This is a genomic window from Azospirillum sp. SYSU D00513, from assembly GCF_017356015.1.
Classification (GTDB): domain Bacteria; phylum Pseudomonadota; class Alphaproteobacteria; order Azospirillales; family Azospirillaceae; genus Azospirillum.
Genome location: NZ_JAFIQV010000039.1, coordinates 35,274 through 55,130, shown reverse-complemented (window position 1 = coordinate 55,130; position 19,857 = coordinate 35,274). Strand labels below are relative to the sequence as shown.

Annotated in this window: 15 protein-coding genes; 12 read left to right on the top strand and 3 right to left on the bottom strand. The window is 71.9% G+C overall.

All coding sequences use genetic code 11. From position 1 onward, the window contains the following. Window positions 1-3: 3 nt before the first annotated feature. The 6 genes from JUB11_RS24565 (at window position 4) to JUB11_RS24540 (ending at window position 3,819) form a co-directional block, all read left to right on the top strand. Entirely contained in the window at window positions 4-735 is a 732-nt protein-coding gene (locus tag JUB11_RS24565; RefSeq protein WP_207461423.1) for a response regulator, read from the top strand. A gap of 40 nt (window positions 736-775) precedes the next feature. Beyond that, window positions 776-2,143: an ATP-binding protein gene (locus tag JUB11_RS24560; protein WP_207461422.1), complete on the top strand. Its 1,368-nt coding sequence runs from the start codon at window positions 776-778 to the stop codon at window positions 2,141-2,143. A gap of 157 nt (window positions 2,144-2,300) precedes the next feature. Continuing rightward, complete coding sequence (locus JUB11_RS24555; RefSeq protein ID WP_207461421.1) at window positions 2,301-2,627, top strand: helix-turn-helix domain-containing protein; 327 nt, start codon at window positions 2,301-2,303, stop codon at window positions 2,625-2,627. A 12-nt stretch (window positions 2,628-2,639) separates the two neighbouring features. Further along, window positions 2,640-2,903, top strand: a complete 264-nt coding sequence (locus tag JUB11_RS24550; protein ID WP_207461420.1) for a hypothetical protein — start codon at window positions 2,640-2,642, stop codon at window positions 2,901-2,903. Beyond that, window positions 2,900-3,235, top strand: a complete 336-nt coding sequence (locus JUB11_RS24545; protein ID WP_207461419.1) for a DUF3817 domain-containing protein — start codon at window positions 2,900-2,902, stop codon at window positions 3,233-3,235. The genes JUB11_RS24550 and JUB11_RS24545 overlap by 4 nt, the downstream gene beginning before the upstream one ends. Before the next feature lie 125 nt (window positions 3,236-3,360). Continuing rightward, on the top strand, window positions 3,361-3,819 hold the full coding sequence (locus tag JUB11_RS24540) for a CopD family protein (protein ID WP_207461418.1): 459 nt from the start codon (window positions 3,361-3,363) through the stop codon (window positions 3,817-3,819). 10 nt (window positions 3,820-3,829) lie between these two features. Here the strand turns inward: JUB11_RS24540 and JUB11_RS33425 are convergent, their stop codons facing one another. Continuing rightward, complete coding sequence (locus JUB11_RS33425; RefSeq protein ID WP_207461417.1) at window positions 3,830-6,127, bottom strand: mechanosensitive ion channel domain-containing protein; 2,298 nt, start codon at window positions 6,125-6,127, stop codon at window positions 3,830-3,832. Between the two features lie 241 nt (window positions 6,128-6,368). On the opposite strand from JUB11_RS33425, the gene JUB11_RS24530 reads away from it, so the two are divergent. Next, window positions 6,369-7,727 (top strand): NAD(P)/FAD-dependent oxidoreductase, encoded by a 1,359-nt coding sequence (locus tag JUB11_RS24530; protein ID WP_207461416.1) that lies wholly within the window; start codon window positions 6,369-6,371, stop codon window positions 7,725-7,727. Window positions 7,728-7,805: 78 nt separating this feature from the next. Further along, window positions 7,806-8,951, top strand: coding sequence for a serine hydrolase domain-containing protein (locus JUB11_RS24525; protein WP_207461415.1), 1,146 nt, complete (start codon window positions 7,806-7,808; stop codon window positions 8,949-8,951). A gap of 12 nt (window positions 8,952-8,963) precedes the next feature. On the opposite strand, the gene JUB11_RS24520 is transcribed toward JUB11_RS24525, so the two are convergent. Together JUB11_RS24520 and JUB11_RS24515 are read right to left on the bottom strand one after the other, a co-directional pair. Next, window positions 8,964-11,390 (bottom strand): PAS-domain containing protein, encoded by a 2,427-nt coding sequence (locus tag JUB11_RS24520; protein WP_348771498.1) that lies wholly within the window; start codon window positions 11,388-11,390, stop codon window positions 8,964-8,966. A 66-nt stretch (window positions 11,391-11,456) separates the two neighbouring features. Continuing rightward, window positions 11,457-15,134 carry an ATP-binding protein gene (locus JUB11_RS24515; protein ID WP_207461414.1) on the bottom strand — a complete coding sequence of 1,226 codons (3,678 nt, stop codon included), beginning with the start codon at window positions 15,132-15,134 and terminating at the stop codon, window positions 11,457-11,459. A gap of 336 nt (window positions 15,135-15,470) precedes the next feature. On the opposite strand from JUB11_RS24515, the gene JUB11_RS24510 reads away from it, so the two are divergent. From JUB11_RS24510 to trpA, 4 genes are all read left to right on the top strand, one after another. Continuing rightward, window positions 15,471-16,454 (top strand): transporter substrate-binding domain-containing protein, encoded by a 984-nt coding sequence (locus JUB11_RS24510; protein ID WP_207461413.1) that lies wholly within the window; start codon window positions 15,471-15,473, stop codon window positions 16,452-16,454. A gap of 81 nt (window positions 16,455-16,535) precedes the next feature. After that, the gene (locus JUB11_RS24505) at window positions 16,536-17,612 is read left to right on the top strand and encodes an amino acid ABC transporter substrate-binding protein (RefSeq protein WP_207461412.1); all 1,077 of its coding nucleotides are present in this window, start codon (window positions 16,536-16,538) and stop codon (window positions 17,610-17,612) included. 178 nt (window positions 17,613-17,790) lie between these two features. Beyond that, the gene (gene trpB / locus JUB11_RS32950; protein WP_207461411.1) at window positions 17,791-19,008 is read left to right on the top strand and encodes a tryptophan synthase subunit beta; all 1,218 of its coding nucleotides are present in this window, start codon (window positions 17,791-17,793) and stop codon (window positions 19,006-19,008) included. After that, window positions 19,005-19,841, top strand: coding sequence for a tryptophan synthase subunit alpha (trpA, locus tag JUB11_RS24495; RefSeq protein ID WP_207461410.1), 837 nt, complete (start codon window positions 19,005-19,007; stop codon window positions 19,839-19,841). Before trpB ends, trpA begins: the two co-directional genes overlap by 4 nt. Window positions 19,842-19,857: the final 16 nt, after the last annotated feature.

Here is a 19,857-nt window from a genome sequence, read left to right as displayed (position 1 = left end):
CCCATGGAACGGACACCGCATCTGCTGGTCGTGGACGACGACCGTGAAATCCGCACCCTCGTCGCGCAGTTCCTGACGCGCCACGGCTTCCGCGTGACCGGCGTGAAGGACGGGGCGGAGATGATGCGCGCGCTGGAGACGGCGCGCATGGACCTGATCGTGCTGGACCTCATGCTGCCGGGGGAGGACGGGCTGTCGCTCTGCCGGCGGCTGCGGGCCGCACCCGACACGGCGCAGACCCCCGTCATCATGCTGACCGCGATGGGGGAGGAGACCGACCGCATCGTCGGGCTGGAGATGGGCGCCGACGACTACCTCGCCAAACCCTTCAGCCCGCGCGAGCTGCTGGCCCGCATCAAGGCGGTGCTGCGCCGGGCGTCGGGGCCGGCGCCGGCCGTGGGTGCCGCCCCCGGCAAGGTGCTGCGCTTCGAGGGCTGGAGCCTCGACCTCGCCAAGCGGGAGCTGCGCTCCCCCGACGGGGCGCTGGTGCAGCTCTCGGCCGGCGAATACGACCTGCTGGTCGCCTTCGCCGAGCATCCGCAGCGGGTGCTGAACCGCGACCAGCTGCTCGACCTCGCGCGTGGGCGCTCGGCGGTGCCCTTCGACCGCTCGGTGGACGTCCAGGTCAGCCGCCTGCGCCGCAAGATCGAGCCCGACCCCGCCGACCCGGCGCTGATCAAGACCGTGCGCGGCGGGGGCTATCTCTTCACGCCGGCGGTCACGGCCGGCTCCTGAAAGCGGTCTCCCCTGAAAGCGCCCCCCTGAAAGCCATCCGATGAAAGCCCTGGTCATGATGCGCCGCTGGATCCCCGACAGCATCGCGGCGCGGATGGCGCTCACGGTGGTGCTGGCCCTGCTGCTGACGCAGGCGATCAGCGCGGCCGTCTACATCACCGACCGCAACGACGGGCCGTCGCCGCACGGTCCGCGCGTGCTGCTCCAGCGCATCACCGCCATCGTCCAGCTCGTGGAGAGCACGCCCGCCCCCGGCCGGCAGCGGCTGGTCGGCGCCATCGACGACCCCTTCCTGCGCGTGGAATGGTCGGAGAAGCGGTCCCGCTTCGGCGCCGTGAAGGAGGGCTTCCCCTTCGACATGATGGCCCGGCGCCTGCGCGACGCCCTCAACGACCCGGCCCGCCCTGTGGTGGTGGAGGTGCGGCGCGATCCCGTGCCGCCGCCGATCGCGGTGGAGCCCGAGCGCCCGCGCTGGAACGAGAATGTCCGCCTCTCGGTCCGCCTCGCCGACGGAAGCTGGCTGAGCTTCACCGGCGGGGACCCGCTGGAGGGGCCGTTCCGGCTGATGCGCTTCGCGCTGTGGATGGGTGCGGTCCTGCTGGTGATCCTGCTGCTGTCGGTCTGGGCGGCGCGCCGCCTGACGGCCCCGCTGGCGGGTTTCGCCACGGCGGCGGAGCGGCTGGGCGTTGACCCGGAGGCGCCGCCCCTGCCGGAATCCGGCCCGCGCGAGCTGCGCGTGGCGATCCGCGCCTTCAACCGCATGCAGGGGCGGCTGGCGCGCTTCGTCGCCGACCGCACCCAGATGATGGCCGCCATCAGCCACGACCTGCGCACGCCGCTGACCCGGCTGCGGCTGCGCGCCGAGCTGGTCGAGGATCCGGAGATGCAGCGCAAGATGCTCTCCGACCTCGACGAGATGGAGGCGATGGTCACCGCGACGCTGGCCTTCGCCCGCGACGACGCCAAGCGCGAGCCGCGCGGGCCGCTCGACCTCGCCGACCTGCTCCAGAGCCTCTGCGAGGACCGGGTGGACGCCGGGCACGAGGCCGCCTACGAGGGGCCGGCGCATGCCACCATCGACGGCCGTCCGGTCGCCCTGCGCCGCGCCTTCGCCAACCTGATGGACAATGCCATCGCCTATGGCGGCGGATGCGCCGTGCGCCTCCTGCCGGAGGAGGGCCAGATCCGCGTGGTGATCGAGGACGAGGGGCCGGGCATCCCGGAGGAGGAGTTCGAGAAGGTCTTCGCCCCCTTCTACCGTCTGGAGCGCTCCCGCTCCCGCGACACCGGCGGGGTGGGGCTCGGCCTTTCCACCGCCCGCACCGTCCTGCGCGGCCATGGCGGCGACGTCGCGCTGGAGAACAGGGCGGAGGGCGGTTTGCGGGTCACGGTCACGCTTCCCCGCTGAGGCCCCATCCGGCGGCCGGGCCATCATCGGCCGAGTTCCGAAAGGCTGCCGTTCCAACACCACGCGCCACGAACGGCCCGCGACCGGATTCTGGTCCGGTTGACAAAGCCCTCCTTTCACATGTAAGAAAATTCTGACACGTAAAAGGAGAGTGGGAGTGCAGAGCGAGGGCGACCGTTTGCTGGCGATGATGTCGGCGCTCGCCAATCCGCAACGGTTGCGGATCGTCGCCGCGCTGACCTTCAAGGGGCGGACATATGTCAGCCAGCTCGCGCGCGAGATCGGCATCAGCCGCCCGCTTCTCCACCTTCACCTGCGCAAGCTGGAGGAGGCCGGGCTCGTGACCAGCCGCCTCGAGCTGTCGAGCGACGGCAAGGCGCTCAACTATTTCGAGGTCGCATCCTTCGACATCGCCCTGACGCCGCAGGCGATCGCCGAGGCGGCTCAATCGCTGAGCGACCCGCCCGCAAAATCCGAAGAGTGAAAGGGGACCGCCATGGCCGACAGGGCCACCATCTTCCTGCTCATCACGATCCTCGTGCTCGTGACCGTTCTCTTGGTCTTCGCCATGAAATATTTCTCCGCCGCCCATCAGGCGCGGCTTCGGATCACGAGCGAGACTGCCTACCGGGATCTCGCGGAGAAGGCGGTCACGGCGCAGGCCGAGAGTGCGGCGGCCCTGTCCTCGCTGCAGGGCAATGTCGCCACCATCAACGCTCGTCTGACGACCGTCGAGAAGGTCCTGAAGGACGTCGGATGATGACGCCGCAGGACATCGCCGAGGAGCGGCGCCAGCTGCGCCGGATGCGGATGGTCTCCCTGCTGGAGGGCTGCACCCTTCTGCTTCTCGTCTTCGTCGCCGTGCCGCTGAAGCATCTGGCGGGTTGGCCCATCGCCACGAGGATCATGGGGCCGGTCCATGGGCTGGCCTTCGTCCTTTACGTCTGGATGCTGATCCAGACCGTTTCCGGCGGCGGCTGGTCGCGCGGCGAGACGGTCCGCATGGTCATGGCGGCCTTCATTCCGTTCGGCGCCTTCCTGAACGAGCGCGCCCTGGCGCGGCGGCAGGCGGCGCTGGCCCCGGCCGTGTGATACCGGGTTCGGAAAATTCCGACCTCCGAACCCGGTACAGGGCCGCGACTGCGGCCCCGCGCCCCATGGCGCGGAAGTCCCGACCACAGGTCAGGACTTCATGAAAGTCGCGTGAGAGGCGAAGAATGGACTATCTCTGGCTGAAGGCGCTCCACATCGCCGCCGTCGCCACCTGGGCCGGCGGAATGCTGGCCGCCGCGCTGACGATCACCGCCGTGACGATCACCGCCGTGACGTTCGCGGCGGCCGGATCGAAAGCCGGGGGCGAAACGGCTGTCCCGTCCGCGACCCTGAACGCCGTGCGGCGCTGGGACCGCCGGGTGACCTCCCCGGCGATGCTGCTCGCCTGGGCGCTCGGGCTGACGCTGGCGCTCCAGGGCGGCTGGTTCACCGCGACCTGGCTGATGGCGAAGCTGGCCCTGGTCGTCCTGCTGTCGGCCCTGCACGGCATGCTTTCCGGCACGCTGCGTCGGCTGGCGCGCGCCGACGGAACGTCCCCGCCCGCGATCCTGCGCTTGGCACCCGCCGGGATCGTCGCATCGCTTCTGGTGATCGCCATTCTCGTCGTCGTCAAACCGTTCTGAGCGGGCGCCCCTATTCGGCGGCGGCCGGGCTGCCCTGCGGGCGGGGCGGGAGGCTGTTGTCCTGGACGGCCTCATTGACCAGGGCCATGCGCGGGATCTGGAGGGAGATGCCCAGCTCGTCGAAGCGGCGCTTGAGACGGCGGTTGTACTCGCGCCCGACGCCCCATTGCTGGAGCGGGCGGGTGCGCAAGGCGCCCATGATGACGACGCCCTCCGGGGCGAACTGGTCCACGCCCCAGATGTCCAGCGGCGCCAGCATGTTGATGGCGAAGGCCGGGTCGGCCTGAAGCTCCGCGCCCACCTCCCTCATCGTCGCCATGACTTGGTCGGGGTCGGCCCCGTAATCGACCGGCACCTTCACCATGAAGACGCCGTAGTCACGCGAGCGGTTCTTCAGCGCCTTGATCTGGCTGAAGGGGATGGTGTGCAAGGCGCCCTCGCCGTCGCGCACGCGGACGGTGCGGATGGTGATGCTCTCCACCGTGCCGGCGCGGTCGCCGGTGTCGATCACGTCGCCGACGGAGATGGTGTCCTCGAACAGGATGAACAGCCCGGTGATCAGGTCCTGGACGAGCTGCTGGGACCCGAAGCCGACCGCGAGCCCGACCACGCCGGCGCCGGCCAGCAGCGGCGCCACGTTGAGGCCGAGGTTGGCGAGCACGGCGATCACCGTCAGCACGCACAGCACCACGAAGGCGACGTTGCGCAGCAGCGGCAGCAGCGTGCGCACCCGGTTGCTGAGCGGCCGGGGCCGGCCACGGCTGTCCACGGGGGTCAGCGCGTGCTCGATGACGCTGTCCACCGTGATCCAGAGCAGCCAGCCGGCGGTAAGCACGGCGGCCATCGACAGGATCGGCGTGGCGATGCGCCAGCCCAGGTCCGTGGAGAACCAGCCGATCAGGTCGATGCCCCAGATCCGCAGGCAACCGAAGACGATCGCCAGGGTGAAGAAGGCCTGGGCGTAGACGCGCAAGGTGTGGACCATCCGCGCGCCGAACCGGTGCCGGCTGCCATGGCGCCGGGCGTCGAGCCGCGTCTGGACGTTCAGCAGGTAGCGGTCGAGCGTCAGCGCGACGGCCAGCCCGAGGATGACGACGAAGATGGCGGCCATCGCCGACAGGATCGACCAGCCGCCGCCGAGCCGGAGCATCCGCGCCAGCAGGTTGCCGCCGACGAACAGGAAGCCAAGCACGTGCCAGCGCGCGGCGAGCCGGGCCAGGACGCGCCGGTGCAGGGGCTCGTTCGCCGCCGGGGTGCTGCCGTGCCGCCGGACCATCAGGTGGCGGACGGCGCGGCGGTGCCGGACGATGAACCAGATCGCCAGCCCGCCGATGGTCAGGTCGAGCAGCAGGGACAGCACGTCCGCCGTGGCGTAGCCGATGGTGATGCGCGTCACCGGGTCCTTGAGGACGCCGCTGATGATGGCCGCGCCGGCGATGGTGGCGATCAGCGGCACGACCCGGCGCTGGCTGTAGGCGACGAGCCGCCAGCCGCGCGTGGGGCCGGTCAGCATCAGACCGTGGTTCACGATCTCCCGGACCAGCGCCGCCCAGACCACCGGGGCCGCCACCATGAACATGATGCGGGTCTGCGCCGGGCTTTGGACGGACAGCACCGGCCAGACGGCGAGCACCGCCACGGCTGCCGCGACCGGCAGGACCGACCAGGCGAAGTTCACCAGCACGCTGCGCAGGAGCTGGTGGTTCTTGGGCGGCGGCAGCCAGCGGCCGCGCCGTCGGCGGATCAGCGCGCGCGACAGCCCCCAGGCGGCCAGAGCCAGCGCCCAGGCCGACCCGGCCCAGACGGCGAAACGCTCCAGCGCGCCGCTCTCCACCCCGCGCTCCAGCCGCGTCCGGAGCTGTACTGAGGCGCCGTCCAGCGTGTCGCCCAGCGCCACGCCGGGCAGGTCCTGGCCGGCGGTGGCAAGGCCGGTGCTGATGGCGCCCAGCAGGCCGCTGTTCTCCGCGTCCTCCGCCGCCTCGCCGGCCGGCGCCGTCCCCGACGCGCCGGTGCCCTGGGTGCCGGCCTGTCCGGAGCCAGCTTGAGCGGCGAGGCTCGCGCGGAGCTGTTCCAGCCCGGCGACGAAGCCGTCCCGGCTCTGCGCGTCCTTCAGGAGGGACAGGACGCGGTCCACCGCCTCCAGGCTGGCCCGGGGGTCGGCGGCCGGTGTTCCGGGCGCGGAAGCCGGTGCCGCGGCAGCTTGCGGCGTGGTGGCCGGCGCCTGGGCTCCGGCGCCATTCGGGAGCGCGAGGAACGAGAGGGCGAGCGACAGCAGGAGTGCGAGGAACGGAAAGCGTCTGAAAACCACGAAATACCCCTTTGCTGCGCCGGCGCCCGGACGGCCCGCGTGCCCTGCAAACAGGAGCCGGCGGGATCGGGTTGCATGCGCCCGGCGCGGTGCTCCGTCCGGAGGCGTCCCTTCGGCCTGCCTCTCCGGATCGCTCCGGCGCGGCGCCGGGCGGAACAAAGTGGCTGCCGGCGCGGCACGCCGGGACCTTGCGCGCGTTAAGGAATCGCCGCCTGTCCGGCGCCATCCAGGGAGACCGTCCATGCCCGATATCGACCGCACGCCAGCCCCGGTGGATTCCCGCCCCCATGTCGTGATCGTCGGGGCGGGGTTCGGCGGCCTCGCCTGCGCCTCCGCGCTGGGCGGCACGAACATCCGGGTCACCGTCATCGACCGGAACAACTACCACCTGTTCACCCCGCTGCTCTACGAGGTCGCGACCGCCACCCTGTCGCCCGCCGACATCGCCGAGCCGATCCGCCGCATCCTCAGCCGCTACCCCAACGTCGACGTCGTGCTGGGCGAGGTGCGGGGCGTGGACCACGGCGCCCGCAAGGTGGTGCTCGCCGACGGCAGCTTCGTGCCCTACGACCGGCTGGTGCTGGCGACCGGCTCCGTCTACAGCTACTTCGGCCATGACGACTGGGCGAAGATCGCGCCGGGCATGAAGACCATCGAGAACGCCCGCCAGATCCGCGGCCGGCTGCTGATGTGCTTCGAGCAGGCGGAAATGTCCCGCGACCCCGCCCAGCAGCGCGCCCTGATGACGGCCATCGTGGTCGGCGGCGGGCCGACCGGGGTGGAGACGGCCGGCTCCATCGCCGAGCTGACCCGCCACACGCTGGCCCGAGATTTCCGCCGGATCGACCCGCGCCTGTCCCGCGTCCTGCTGGTGGAGGCCGGCCCGCGCATCCTCGCCAGCTTCCCCGAGGAGCTGTCCGGCTACGCGGAGCGCAAGCTGGCGCGGCTGGGCGTCACCGTGATGACCGGCAAACCGGTGGAGGAGATCCGCCCCGACGGCGTCACCATCGCCGGGGAGTTCATCCCGGCCGGCACCATCGTCTGGGGCGCCGGGGTGAAGGCCTCGCCCGCCGGTGGCTGGCTCGGGGTCGAGACTGACCGGGCAGGCCGCATCCCGGTGGCGCCCGACCTGTCGGTGCCCGGCTTCGAGGGCGTCCATGCCCTCGGCGACACGGTCGCCCTTCCCGGCGACGATGGCGCGCCGCTACCCGGCCTGGCCCAGGTCGCCAAGCAGCAGGGCGAGCATCTGGGTGCAGCACTGGAAGCGAACCTCCTGCGCGGGGAGGCGATGCGGCCCTTCCGCTACCGCAGCCGCGGCAACACCGCCATCATCGGCCGCAACGCCGCCGTCTTCGATTTCGGCAAGCGCCGGCTGAAGGGCTGGCTGGCTTGGGTGCTGTGGGCCTTCATTCACGTCTATCTGCTGGTCGGCTTCCAGAAGCGCATCCTGGTGACGATGCAATGGCTGTGGCGCTACGCCACCTACCAGCGCGGCGCCCGGCTGATCACCCAGGAAACCCCGGCCCCCTTCGCGAAAACCACCGCCTCGCCCGTGGCCGAGGACAGCCAGCCCTTCGAGCGGCGGCGGTCGGTGGGGTAGGGGCGCAACGGAAAGCCGCTGGACATCCTCCCCAAGGGGCGCTTCCCTCCGGGCGGCAACGCCTGGAGGAGTGCTCTCATGTCCTTTCCCTCATTCCTCATCGACGCGGTCATCGACCGGGCCATCGACGCTGGGCGCATCGTCGGGGCGGTGGTGCTGGTCGCGCGCGACGGGGAGGTCCTGCACCGCCGCGCCGCCGGCCTCGCCGACCGGGAGGCGGGCCGGCCGATGCGCGAGGACGCGCTGTTCCGGCTGGCCTCGGTGACGAAGCCCATCACGTCGGCCGCGGCGCTGGCGCTGATGGAGCGGGGGCGGCTGGGGCTCGACGACCCGGTGCGGCGCTGGCTGCCGGACTTCCGGCCGAGGCTCGCCGACGGGCGGGAGCCGGTGCTGACGGTGCGGCACCTGATGACCCACACGGCCGGGCTCGCCTACGGCTTCCTAGAGCCGGACGGCGGCCCCTACCAGCGGGCCGGCGTGTCGGACGGGATGGACCAGCCGGGGCTGTCCTTCGCCGAGAACCTCCGCCGCATCGCCTCCGTCCCGCTCGCCTACGAACCCGGAACAGCCTGGAGCTATTCGGTCGCGACGGACCTGCTGGGCGCCGTGCTCGCGGAGGCCGCCGGCATGCCGCTGCCGGACCTCGTGGAGGAGCTGGTGACCGGGCCGCTCGGCATGGTGGACACGGCCTTTTCAGTGCGCGACCCCGCGCGCCTCGCCGTGCCCTACGGCGACGCCCCGGACAAGGTGGGGGCGCCGGTCCGCATGGGGGAGCCGCACCGGGTCCGCCACGGCCAGGGGCATGTCCGCTGCTCGCCGGCCCGCGCCTTTGACCCGGCTTCCTTCCCGTCGGGCGGGGCGGGCATGACCGGCGGCGCCGGGGACGTGCTGCGCCTGCTGGAGGCCCTGCGACGGGGCGGCGCGCCGGTGCTGGCGCCGGAGAGCGTCCGGGCCCTGACCACGAACGCCATCGGTGATCTCACCGTCACCACGGCGGCACCGGGCTGGGGCTTCGGGCTCGGCGTGGCGGTGCTGAAGGATCCGCGCCCGAGCGGCACGCCGCAGGCCGCCGGCACATGGCGCTGGGGCGGGGTCTACGGGCATAGCTGGTTCGTCGATCCGGCCGAGCGCCTGACCGTCGTCTCCCTCACCAACACCGCCGTGGCCGGCATGACCGGCGCCTTCCCGGACGCGCTCAGGAACGCGGTGTACGGGCGGGCGTGAGAGGGGCGGGCCTCACAGCACCGGCGCCGTGACGGGGAGGATGCAGCGGATGCGGTTGCCGCCGCCGACGGAGGCCTCGGCCTCCATCCGGCCGCCGTGCAGCTCGATCACGTTGCGGACCACGGACAGGCCGAGTGCCGCGCTGGCGCGCTGGTCGGTCGGGTCGAAGCGGGCGGTGGCGTGCGCCTCCTCCAGGCTCGGGCAGCCGCCGACGCTCAGGGTGATGAACTCGCCCTCCCGCTCGCCGGTCAGCAGGATGCGCCCGTCGGGCGGGTGCTGGCGGATGGCGACGACGACCAGGGTGAAGAGCGCCTGCTTCAGCCGCTTCGGGTCGCCGTCGATCACGCCCAGCGTGCCGGGAGCTGCGACCTCCAGCTTCAGCCCCTCGCGCCGCGCCCATTCGCGCGTCAGGCCGGCCACGCTGTCCAGCAGGTCGGGCACGTCCACGGTGGAGCGGTCGAGCCCATCGACCCCGGCGCCGATGCTGGTCAGGTCCACCACGTCGTCGATCAGCTCCAGCAGCCGTTCGCCCGCCGTCAGCACGCCCTTCACATATTCCATCTGGCGCGGGTTCAGCTCCCCGAAATACTGGTTCGCCAGCACCTCGGCGAAGCCGATGATGCCGTTCAGCGGTGTGCGCAGATGGTGGGAGACGTTGGCGATGAACTCGCTCTTGAGCTGGTCGGCGGCCTCCAGCGCGGCGTTGGAGGCGCGTAGCGCCTGCTCCAGCCGGGCGCTGTCGGTGACGTCGAGGTAGCTGTTCAGCACCGCCCCGTCGGGAAGAGGCAGGGTGGCGAACTCCACGACCGAGCCGTCGGCGCGCTCCAGCCGGCCGGAGCGCACGGCGCGCTCCAGCGTGGTGCCGATCATCTCGTCCTTCAGCTCCTCCCAGTCGGAGCCGCCGTCGAGCAGCGGGCGCATGCGCTCCACCATCTCGGCGATGTGCGGCTCGCCCTGGAGGTCGGCGTCGCGCAGGTTCCAGACGCGGGCGAAGGCCGGGTTGAACAGCTTCAGCCGGCCGTCGCCGCCGAACACGGCGATGCCCTCCGCCAGGTTGTCGAGCGTCTCCTGCTGCACCGCGATCAGCGTGTTGTAGGAGGATTCCAGCGCCAGCGTGTTGGTGACGTCCTCCATGATCATCATCAGCCCGCCGAGCGGGTGGGGGGCGGCCAGCGCGCGCAGCGTCGTGCCGTCGGGGAGGTGCAGAAGCTCCTCCATCGGCTCGATCAGGCGGGTGTAGCGGGACAGCCGCTCCTGCTTGAAGCTCTTGTAGTCGGCGTATTCCGGCAGCCGGCGGTTCGCCCGCAGGTCCTCCAGGATCTCCGCGTGCAGGGGCTCGGTGCGCAGCCACGCCTCGTCCAGCTCCCAGAGCTGGGCGTAGGCCTGGTTGAAGAAGGTCAGGCGCGTGTCGGGGCCGAAGATGGCGATGGCGGTGTTGAGCCGTTCCAGCACGGCCGCCTGGGCGTCGTTGTGGCGCTTCAGCGCGGCGCGGAGATCCTCCAGCGCCGTCAGGTCCAGCGCGTAGCCGACCAGCGCCCCGCTCCCGCCCGTGGCCTGGGCGGCACCATGCAGGGGCGCCTCGGTCACCTCCAGCAGGCGCCGCTCGTTGCCGACCACCACGGGGACGCGCTCGGACTGCGCGAAGCCGCCGTCCCGCGCCCGCTGGGCGAGCGGGCGGCCGGCGCCGTCGGCGGTCAGCTCCGACTGCTTGGCGACCGCCAAGGCCGGATCGCCGTCCACCGCGCGGGCATAGGCGCGGTTGCACCAGAGGATCGTCAGGTCGGCCGAGCGCAGCCAGAGCGGCACCGGCAGCGCGTCGGCGGCCGAGCGCAGGTCCGCGAGCGCGGAGGCGGCGGTGTCCCGGGCCGTGACCGCGGCGGCGGCCGCGTCGGCCTCGGCGCCGATGTCCTCCAGCCAGACCGCATCCTGCCGGACGCCGTCGCCCCGGTCACCATTCAGCGCGGCGCCGCGCCGGCCGGTGAGCCGCAGGAGGCGGCCGTCGCGGGCCCGCGCCTCCATCCGGAACCCCTCGCCCGCCTGCCGCAGCCGTTCCAGCGCGCGGGCCACCGGCTCGGGCTCGGCGAAGGCGGCGGCGAGGTCGCCGGGGGAGAGGGGGTCCGCGCCCTCCCTACCGGCCGGGGGGATGCCCAGCCCTGCCGCGAAGTCCGGCGAAAGGGCGGAAACGCCCGCCGCGTCCCAGGCGCACCAGGGCAGGGGGGCCGCCGCCAGCCTAGCCTCCAGCCGCGCGGCGTCGCCGCACAGCCGGTCGCCATCGCGGCGCCGGGCACGGTCCGCGCGGTGGAGTCCGGCGAGGCCGGCGGCGCTCAGGACCGCGCCGAGCCCGACGACGAGCGGAGCCGGCCCGTTGGCGAGGCCGGCGCCGGCCAGAAGGGCGGCACCGGCGGCGGCGGAGATGTATGGCAGGGACGTCAGCTTCACGGCGGCGGAGACTAAATCACGGGAGGGGCAACGGCAAGCCGGGCGGGGCGGGCAAAGGGGGGTGTGTCACTCGACCGCCTCCAGCCGCAGGGCGCCGATGGCCGAGGCCACCGGGGGCAGTGCTGCCCGCGCGGCGTCGAGCCGCCGCCGGACCTCGGCATCCCCGGCGTCCGGGGCCGCCCGCTCCAGGGCGGTGCAGGCCTCGGCCAGCCGCTTGGCACCGGCGGTGCGGGCGGCACCCGCGGCGGCGTGGGCGGCGGCGCGTACCCCCTCGCGGTCGCCGTCGGCCCAGGCGGCCTCGGCGCGGTCGAGGTTCGGCACGAAGGTCTCCAGGAAGAAGTCCAGCATGTCGAGCGCGTCGGCGTCCAGGGTCCCGAAGGTCTCGCGCAGATGGTGCATGTCCAATACCGGGAGATCGGACGCCAGGGGATCGGGCTCCCGGTCCTGGCGGGCCGTATCGGTGGCGGAATCAGTGGGGGGCGTCTCGCCCGGACGGGCGAGCCAGCGGTCAAGCACCGCCGCCAGCTGCTTCAGCGACACGGGCTTGCTGATGTAATCGTCCATGCCCGCGTCGCGGCAGCGCTCCATCTCGCCGGCCAGCGCGTTGGCGGTCATGGCGACGATGGAGGTGCGCGGGATGGAGTTGTCCGCCCGTTCCCCTTCGGCGATGCGGATCCGGCGCGACAGCTCGTAGCCGTCCATGCCCGGCATGTGGCAGTCGGTGATCAGCAGGCGGTAGGGCTTCGCCCTCCAGGCGGACAGCGCCTCGAGCCCGTCGGCGGTGATGTCCGCCTCCAGCCCGAGCTGGCGCAACTGGCGGAGGATGACCTGCTGGTTCGTCGGATGATCCTCCGCCACCAGGATCGGCGCGTCCCGGCCGCCGCCGCCGAGCGCGGGCGCGGCCAGCGCGGGCGTCTCCGCGGCCGGCTGGCCGCGCCCGGTCAGGGCGGCGACCCCCTGGAACAGCCGGTCGCGGTGGATCGGCCGGTGCAGTTGCCCGATCCTGATGCCGGGGCGCTCGATGCCCTGCTCGCGCTCGTCGACGAGGAGGAGGCAGGGCGGCGGGCCCGCGCCGCAATCCCCCTCCCAGGCATCGGTGATGCGGTCCAGGACCTCCTCCGCCCCGCCGCCGGGCAGCCGGCCCGACAGAACCAGCAGGTCCGCCCCGGTCTCCGTCGCCAGCTCGACCGCCTCGTCGGCGTCGGTCGCGTCGTACACGATGGCCTGCCGGCTCTCCAGATAGCGGATGAGGACGGAGCGCTGCACCGGGTCGCCCTCCGCCACGACGATGGACAGGCCCGACAGGTCGCCGTCGTCGCGCGCCGCCGACCAACGGTCGGCCGTGGAAGAGGTCCAGCGGTCCGTCGTGGAAGAAGCCCAGTGGTCGCCCCCGACCGGGTCGCTGACGGGCAGGTCCACCGTGAACCAGAAGTTCGAGCCCCGCCCCGGGGCGGATTCGACGCCGATGCGCCCGCCCATCATCTCCACCAGCCGGGTGCAGATGGCCAGCCCCAGCCCCGTGCCGCCGAAGCGGCGGGTGGTCGAGCTGTCGGCCTGGCTGAAGGGCTGGAACAGGCGGGTCTGGCCGGCCTCGCTGATGCCGATGCCGGTGTCCTCGACCTCCAGCCGCAGGCGGACGCGGCCACCCGTTCCACCGGCCCGGTCGAGCCGTGCGCGCAGCACCACGCGCCCGGCCTCGGTGAACTTGATGGCGTTGCCGGCGAGGTTGAACAGGATCTGGCGCAGCCGTCCCGGGTCGCCGCGCAGCACCGGCGGAACGGTCGGCTCCACGTCGCAGACCAGCATCAGCCGTTTCTGGTTGGCCTGCGGGGCGAGCAGGTCGGCGACCCCCTCCAGCAGTTCGCCGGGCTCGACCTCCAGCTCTTCCAGGTCGAGCTTGCCCGCCTCGATCTTGGACAGGTCGAGGATGTCGTCGATGATGCGCAGGAGCGCGATGGCGCTGTCGCCCACCGTGGTCAGCAGCCGCTGCTGTTCCGCGTCCAGGGGCGTCAGGGCGATCAGCTCCAGCATGCCCAGCACCCCGTTCATGGGCGTGCGGATCTCGTGGCTCATGGTCGCCAGGAACTCGGACTTGGAGCGGGCGGCCACCTCCGCCTGCTCCTTGGCCTCGCGGAGCTGCTCCTCGACGCGCTTGCGCTCGGTGATGTCGTAGCTCCAGGCGAGGATGGCGGGCTCCCCCTCGAACTCCGTGCGCTGGAGGGTCTGGAGCGCCCAGACCCGGCTTCCGTCGGGGCGGTCCACGGCCACCTCCACGTTGCGCGCCATCACGCCGGCCATGATCGCGCCGACCGCTCCGCGCTCGGTCCCTCCGCCGGCCGCCTCGCCGGCCCCCTCATCGCCGGCCCCCTCATCGCCGGCAGCGCCCCCGGCGCCGCCGGAGGCCAGCGCGTGCCGGTTTCCGACGAAGGCGTCGAGCGGGACGCCGGCCAGCTCGGCCGCGCGGCCGTTGGCGAAGGCGACCGTCCCGTCGGCGCGGGCGATGAGCACGCCGACCGGGCTCTGCTCCAGGATGGCGCGCAGGCGCCCCTCGCTCTGCGACAGCTCGTGCTCGCGCGCCTGGATGGTGGACACGAAGAACTGCAGCGCGCGCGCCATGTCGCCGATTTCGTCGCGCCCATGCGTCGGGATGGCGACCGACTTGCCGGCCTCGTGCGCGACCATCGCCGCCTGCAGGGTCCGCAGCCGGCGCACCACGTTGCGGTGGATGTAGACGAAGATGGCGAGCGCCCCCAGCACCGACAGCAGCGCCATGGTGACGATCCAGCGCTCGCCGCCCCGGATCACCCGCTCGAACTCCGTGGACCGGCGGCCGACATCCTGCTCGATCGCGAAGAAATAGTCCGACACCGCGGCGACCAGCCGGTCGGACACGGTCTGGTTCCTGGTGACGGCGCCCTTGATCGCGCGCTGCAGCGCCATCTCGCTCATGCGGCCGGCGAAGATGTTGCGCTCGCCCAGCCCCAGCGCGGACAGCTCCCGGTGCAGGGGCTCCAGCCGTTCCGCGGCCGCCGGACCCAGGGACGGATGCAGGGCGGGATCCAGGCGGGTCAGGTGGGCGGCGGCCGTGTCCAGCGCCTCCCGGAATTGGCGGCGCATGGCCTCCACCCTGGCCTCGTGGTCGGCGCGGGTGGCAGCCAGCATGATGACGATGGCGCGGGTGGCGGCGCTGTGCCAGCCCCACACCTCGTCCTGGGCCTTGAGGCCTTGGGCTTCGGGCGTCCCGGTGCCGAGGAGCCCGGCTTCGGCGCCGTGGATGCGCCTGGAGAGGTCCACCAGCCGCGCCACCAGCGCGCTGGTGTCCGCGCTGACGTTCAGCTGCCGTTCCACGAGGCTGTTGAGCCGTTCGAGATTTTCGACCAGCTCGTTCTTCCGGCGCTCCAGCTCGGCGACGTCGGCGATGTCGGTCCCGCGGTCGCGCAGCCGCGCCAGCATGTCCTCCAGCAGCATGATCTGGTCGCTGATCCGGGCCATGACGGCCTCGCGCACCGCCTGGCTCTGCACCGCGACCAGGGCGGGAGCGTTGGCAGCGATGGTCCCGCTCTGCTGGGCGAGCTGCGAGGCGCTGATCAGACCCGGCAGCTTGGAGGTGGCGATCTGGTCGAAGGCCTCGTCGAAACGGGAGAACAGCGACACGGCGACGACGCTCGTCACCACGGTGAGGCCGCAGATCGCGACCAGGCCGGCGAAGATGCGGAACGCGACGCCGATCCGGGGAAATCGCATGCGGCAAGACCCCCATTCTCGGCGTTTCGGGCGGCTGTTCCGGCAGTTCTGGTGGCGTTCCGGACCGTTCCGCCGGAAGAGCGCCGCCACACATACGGAATAGCATGCCGCAGCCGGGCCGTGCAATTCGCGCCCGCCACTTTGTCGCGATGATGCCGCAGGATTTTCGCGCGCCTTCCATGCGCCGCGCTTGACCGGCGGCGATTGCGTGTCCGCAATGGAAAGGCGCGCCTTCGGGCGCGCCTTTCAGGAGGGCGGAGAATGGGGCTGGTCCGGTGCCTCGCTGCCTTGAGGCTGTTGCTGGCTGTGCTTTTCTTGGGGCTGCTGTCCCCGGGAATGCCGGCCGCTTCCGCCGGCACGCTCGACCGCGTGCGGCAGGCTGGCGTGCTGCGCTGCAGCATCATCGCCAACGGGATCGGGCTGGCGGTGCTGGACCAGGCCGGCAACTGGCAGGGCTTCTATCCCGACATGTGCCGGGCGGTGGCCGCGGCGGCGGCCGGCAGCGCCGCCAACGTGGAGTTCGTCGAGACGGACGCCGCGGGCCGCTTCGATCTGGTCCGCGACGGGACCGTGGACGTGTCCATGACCAGCGCCACCTGGACCCTGCAGCGAACCGCGTCCCTGGGCATCGATTTTCCGGTGGTCTACCTGTTCGACGGGCAGGGGCTGATGATCCACCGCTCCCAGGGTGCCCGCCGGCTGGAGGAGGTGAGGGGCGGCACGGTCTGCGTGCTCGAGGGCACCACGACCGAACGCAACCTCGACAACTGGGTCGCCCGCACCGGCGGGGCCTTCTCGATCCGCCGCCTGCGCACCCTGGACGGCGCCTACAGCGCCTTCTTCAACCGTCATTGCGACATGATCACGAGCGACCGTACCGGCCTCCATGCCCGGCGCCTGCTGAACGGCTCGAACGGCACCGACCACCTCATCCTGTCCGAAATGCTCTCCAAGGAACCCCTGGGGCCGATGATCCGGGCCGGCGACCGGCAGTGGTTCGACATCGTGCGCTGGGTGGTGCTGGCGATGGTGCTGGCCGAGGAGAAGGGGCTGTCCTCCCGCAACGCCGCCGACATGGCCGTTTCCCTGAAGGAAAGCGACGATCCGGAGATCAGCCGGCTCCTCGGCCTGGCTCCGGGGATGGAGGAGGCCTTCGGGCTCGACAAGGGCTGGGCCGCGCGCGTGATCCTCCAGGTTGGCAATTACGGCGAGGTGTTCGAGCGCAACCTGGGCAGCCGTTCGCCGCTCGGGATCGAGCGGGGGTTGAACGCGCTGTGGACCCGCGGCGGCCTGCATTTCGCGCCACCGCTCGGCTGGTGAAACCAAGCCGGGCAAAAGCGGAAGCTTGACCGCGGGCCTGTCATGCTCCGAAATCGCGGGTGGGCATCGTGGGGGCGGGCAATGCGGTCGGTGGGATGGCTGGGGGCGGCTCTTCTGGGCCTGATGCTGCTCGGCCCGGCGGCCTCGCCGGTTTCGGCGGCCGGCGGTCGGCCCGGGGCCGGCGGCTTGGCCGCCGGGGAAGCCGGGGACACGCTCGACCGGGTCCGCCAGGCGGGGCTGCTGCGCTGCGGCGTGATCACCAGCGGCATCGGCCTGTCCATGCTGGACGAGGGCGGCCAATGGCGCGGCTTCTACCCCGACCTGTGCCGGGCCATCGCGGCGGCGGCGCTGGGAAGCGCGGACAGCGTCGATTTCGTGGAAGCCACGCCGGAGACGCGCTTCACGCTGGTGCACGACCGCAGCGTGGACGTGGTGATCCAGGGAACGACCTGGACGCTGCGGCGTGACGCCGCGATGGAGGTCGACTTTCCGGTGGTCCACCTGTTCGACGGGCAGGGCTTCCTGGCGCACCGCTCGCTCGGGCTGCAGAGCCTGTCCGACCTGAAGGAGGGCACCGTCTGCGTCATCGAGGGCACCACCACGCTGCGCAACCTGGAGGACTGGATCGCCCGCACCGGCTCAGGCCTGGCGGTGAAGGCGATGCGCTCGACCGAAGGGGCGCTGAACGCCTTCTTCAACCGGCACTGCGACCTCTTCACCAACGACCGGATCAGCCTGCACGCGCTGCGGCTGCGCGCGCCCGCCAGCGGCGAGTACGTCGTCCTGCCCGACGTCATCTCCAAGGAGCCGCTGGCCCCGATCATCCGGGCCGGCGACCGCCGCTGGCACGAGATCGTGCGCTGGGTGGTGCTCGCCATGCTGCTGGCCGAGGAGAAGGGCATCACCTCGGCCTCGCTTCCGGCCCTGCGGGAGAGCGGCGATCCGGAGGTGGTGCGGCTGTTCGGCCTGACGCCTGGCATCGGCGCCCCCTTCGGGCTGGACGACGGCTGGGCGGCGCGGGTCATCCTCCAGGTCGGCAATTACGGCGAACTGTTCGACCGCAACCTGGGCGGCGGCTCGGTGCTCGGGATCGAGCGCGGCCTGAACGCGCTGTGGACCCACGGCGGCCTGCATTTCGTCCCGCCGCTCGGCTGGTAGGGGCCGGGCTCCAACACCACTGCCGACACCACCTCCACCCCCGTGGCCGTCCTTCCGGGGCGCTGATTGCCGGGATGTTGCGCATCCGTGACGGCGGAGGCTTCAAATCCGCGGCTTGCGCCGCTATGGTGGCGCCTTCCCGTGGGCGCCGCCCCGCAGCAGGTCCTTTGCGCACGCCATGAACAGACCCAACACCTACCGTTCCGGGCCCGACGAACGCGGGCATTTCGGTATTTATGGCGGGCGTTTCGTCGCCGAGACGCTGATGCCGCTCATCCTCGACGTGGAGGCCGCCTACAAGGCGGCCAAGGCCGATCCGGCCTTCGAGGGCGAGATGCGGACGATCCTGAAGCAGTATGTGGGGCGGCCGAACCCGCTCTACTTCGCCGAACGCCTCACCGAAAAGCTCGGCGGCGCCAAGGTCTACTTCAAGCGCGAGGAGCTGAACCACACCGGCGCGCACAAGATCAACAACTGCATCGGCCAGATCCTGCTCGCCCGCCGCATGGGCAAGAAGCGGATCATCGCCGAGACGGGCGCCGGCCAGCACGGTGTCGCGACCGCCACGGTCTGCGCGCTGTTCGACATGCCCTGCGTCATCTACATGGGCGAGACGGACATCGCCCGCCAGCAGCCCAACGTCTTCCGCATGAAGCTGCTCGGCGCCGAGGTGCGCGCGGTCACGTCCGGCGGCAAGACGCTGAAGGACGCGATGAACGAGGGCCTGCGCGACTGGGTCACCAACGTGTCGGACACCTTCTACATCATCGGCACCGCCGCCGGGCCGCACCCCTATCCCGCGATGGTCCGCGACTTCCAGTCGGTGATCGGCGACGAGGTGCGCGCGCAGATGCAGGAGCTGGAGGGGCGCCTGCCCGATTCGCTGGTCGCCTGCATCGGCGGCGGCTCCAACGCCATCGGCATGTTCCATCCCTTCCTGGACGACCCCTCGGTCCACATGATCGGCGTCGAGGCGGCGGGCCGCGGCATCGACAAGGGGCCGCTCGACCACGCCGCCTCCATCACCGGCGGCCGTCCGGGCGTGCTGCACGGCAACCGCACCTACCTGCTGCAGGACGAGGACGGCCAGATCCTGGAAGGCCACTCCATCTCCGCCGGTCTCGATTATCCGGGCGTCGGGCCGGAGCACAGCTGGCTGCACGACTCGGGCCGCGTCGAGTATGTCTCGGCGACCGACGAGGAGGCCCTGTCGGCCTTCCAGATCTGCGCCAAGACCGAGGGCATCATCCCGGCGCTCGAGTCGGCCCACGCGCTGGCCGAGGTGATCAAGCGGGCGCCCACCCTGCCGAAGGACCATCTGATGGTCATGTGCCTGTCGGGCCGCGGCGACAAGGACATCTTCTCCGTCGCACAGCATCTGGGAGTGAGCCTGTGAGCGCCGACCAGGGTAGAATCGCCAAGCGCTTCGCCGCCCTGAAGGCGGAAGGGCGCGCCGGGCTCGTCACCTTCATCACGGCGGGAGACCCGGAGCCGGGCACCAGCCAAGCCATCCTGAACGGCCTGCCGGAAGCGGGCGCCGACCTGATCGAGCTGGGCATGCCCTTCACCGATCCCATGGCCGACGGGCCGGCGATCCAGGCGTCGGACCTGCGGGCGCTGGCCGCCGGCATGACCGTGCGCCGGACGCTGGAGCTGGTGCGCGGCTTCCGGGCCGGCGACGCCGAGACCCCGATCATCCTCATGGGCTATTACAACCCGGTCCATGCCTATGGCGTTGACCGCTTCCTCGCCGACGCGGTGGAGGCCGGGGTGGACGGGCTGATCGTCGTCGACCTGCCGCCCGAGGAGGACGAGGAGCTGTGCATCCCGGCCATGAAGGCCGGGGTGAACTTCGTGCGGCTCGCCACCCCGACGACCGACGACCGGCGGCTGCCGACGGTTCTGCGGAACACGTCGGGCTTCGTCTATTACGTGTCGATCGCCGGCATCACCGGTGCGGCCAGCGCCGCCAGCACCGACGTCGCCTCGGCGGTCGGGCGGCTGAAGCGCCACACCGACCTGCCGGTCGCCGTCGGCTTCGGCATCAAGACGCCGGAGCAGGCGGCCGAGGTCGCCCGCGTCGCCGACGCCGCTGTCGTCGGCTCGGCCATCGTCAACCGCATCACCGAAGGCCTCGACGCCGAGGGCCGGGCCAAGCCCGGCCTCGTCGGGGAGGTGCTGTCCTTCGTCCGCACGCTGGCCGACGGCGTGCGCGCGGCGCGGGCCTGACCGGCCCCGCGCATCT

What these genes read in the sequence shown, in the direction of transcription:
- JUB11_RS24565 (WP_207461423.1), top strand. Translation starts at nt 4, where the DNA reads ATGGAACGGACACCGCATCTGCTGGTCGTGGACGACGACCGTGAAATC.
- JUB11_RS24560 (WP_207461422.1), top strand. Translation starts at nt 776, where the DNA reads ATGAAAGCCCTGGTCATGATGCGCCGCTGGATCCCCGACAGCATCGCG.
- JUB11_RS24550 (WP_207461420.1), top strand. Translation starts at nt 2,640, where the DNA reads ATGGCCGACAGGGCCACCATCTTCCTGCTCATCACGATCCTCGTGCTC.
- JUB11_RS24545 (WP_207461419.1), top strand. Translation starts at nt 2,900, where the DNA reads ATGATGACGCCGCAGGACATCGCCGAGGAGCGGCGCCAGCTGCGCCGG.
- JUB11_RS24540 (WP_207461418.1), top strand. Translation starts at nt 3,361, where the DNA reads ATGGACTATCTCTGGCTGAAGGCGCTCCACATCGCCGCCGTCGCCACC.
- JUB11_RS24530 (WP_207461416.1), top strand. Translation starts at nt 6,369, where the DNA reads ATGCCCGATATCGACCGCACGCCAGCCCCGGTGGATTCCCGCCCCCAT.
- JUB11_RS24525 (WP_207461415.1), top strand. Translation starts at nt 7,806, where the DNA reads ATGTCCTTTCCCTCATTCCTCATCGACGCGGTCATCGACCGGGCCATC.
- JUB11_RS24515 (WP_207461414.1), bottom strand. Translation starts at nt 15,134, where the DNA reads ATGCGATTTCCCCGGATCGGCGTCGCGTTCCGCATCTTCGCCGGCCTG.
- JUB11_RS24510 (WP_207461413.1), top strand. Translation starts at nt 15,471, where the DNA reads ATGCCGGCCGCTTCCGCCGGCACGCTCGACCGCGTGCGGCAGGCTGGC.
- JUB11_RS24505 (WP_207461412.1), top strand. Translation starts at nt 16,536, where the DNA reads ATGCGGTCGGTGGGATGGCTGGGGGCGGCTCTTCTGGGCCTGATGCTG.
- trpB (WP_207461411.1), top strand. Translation starts at nt 17,791, where the DNA reads ATGAACAGACCCAACACCTACCGTTCCGGGCCCGACGAACGCGGGCAT.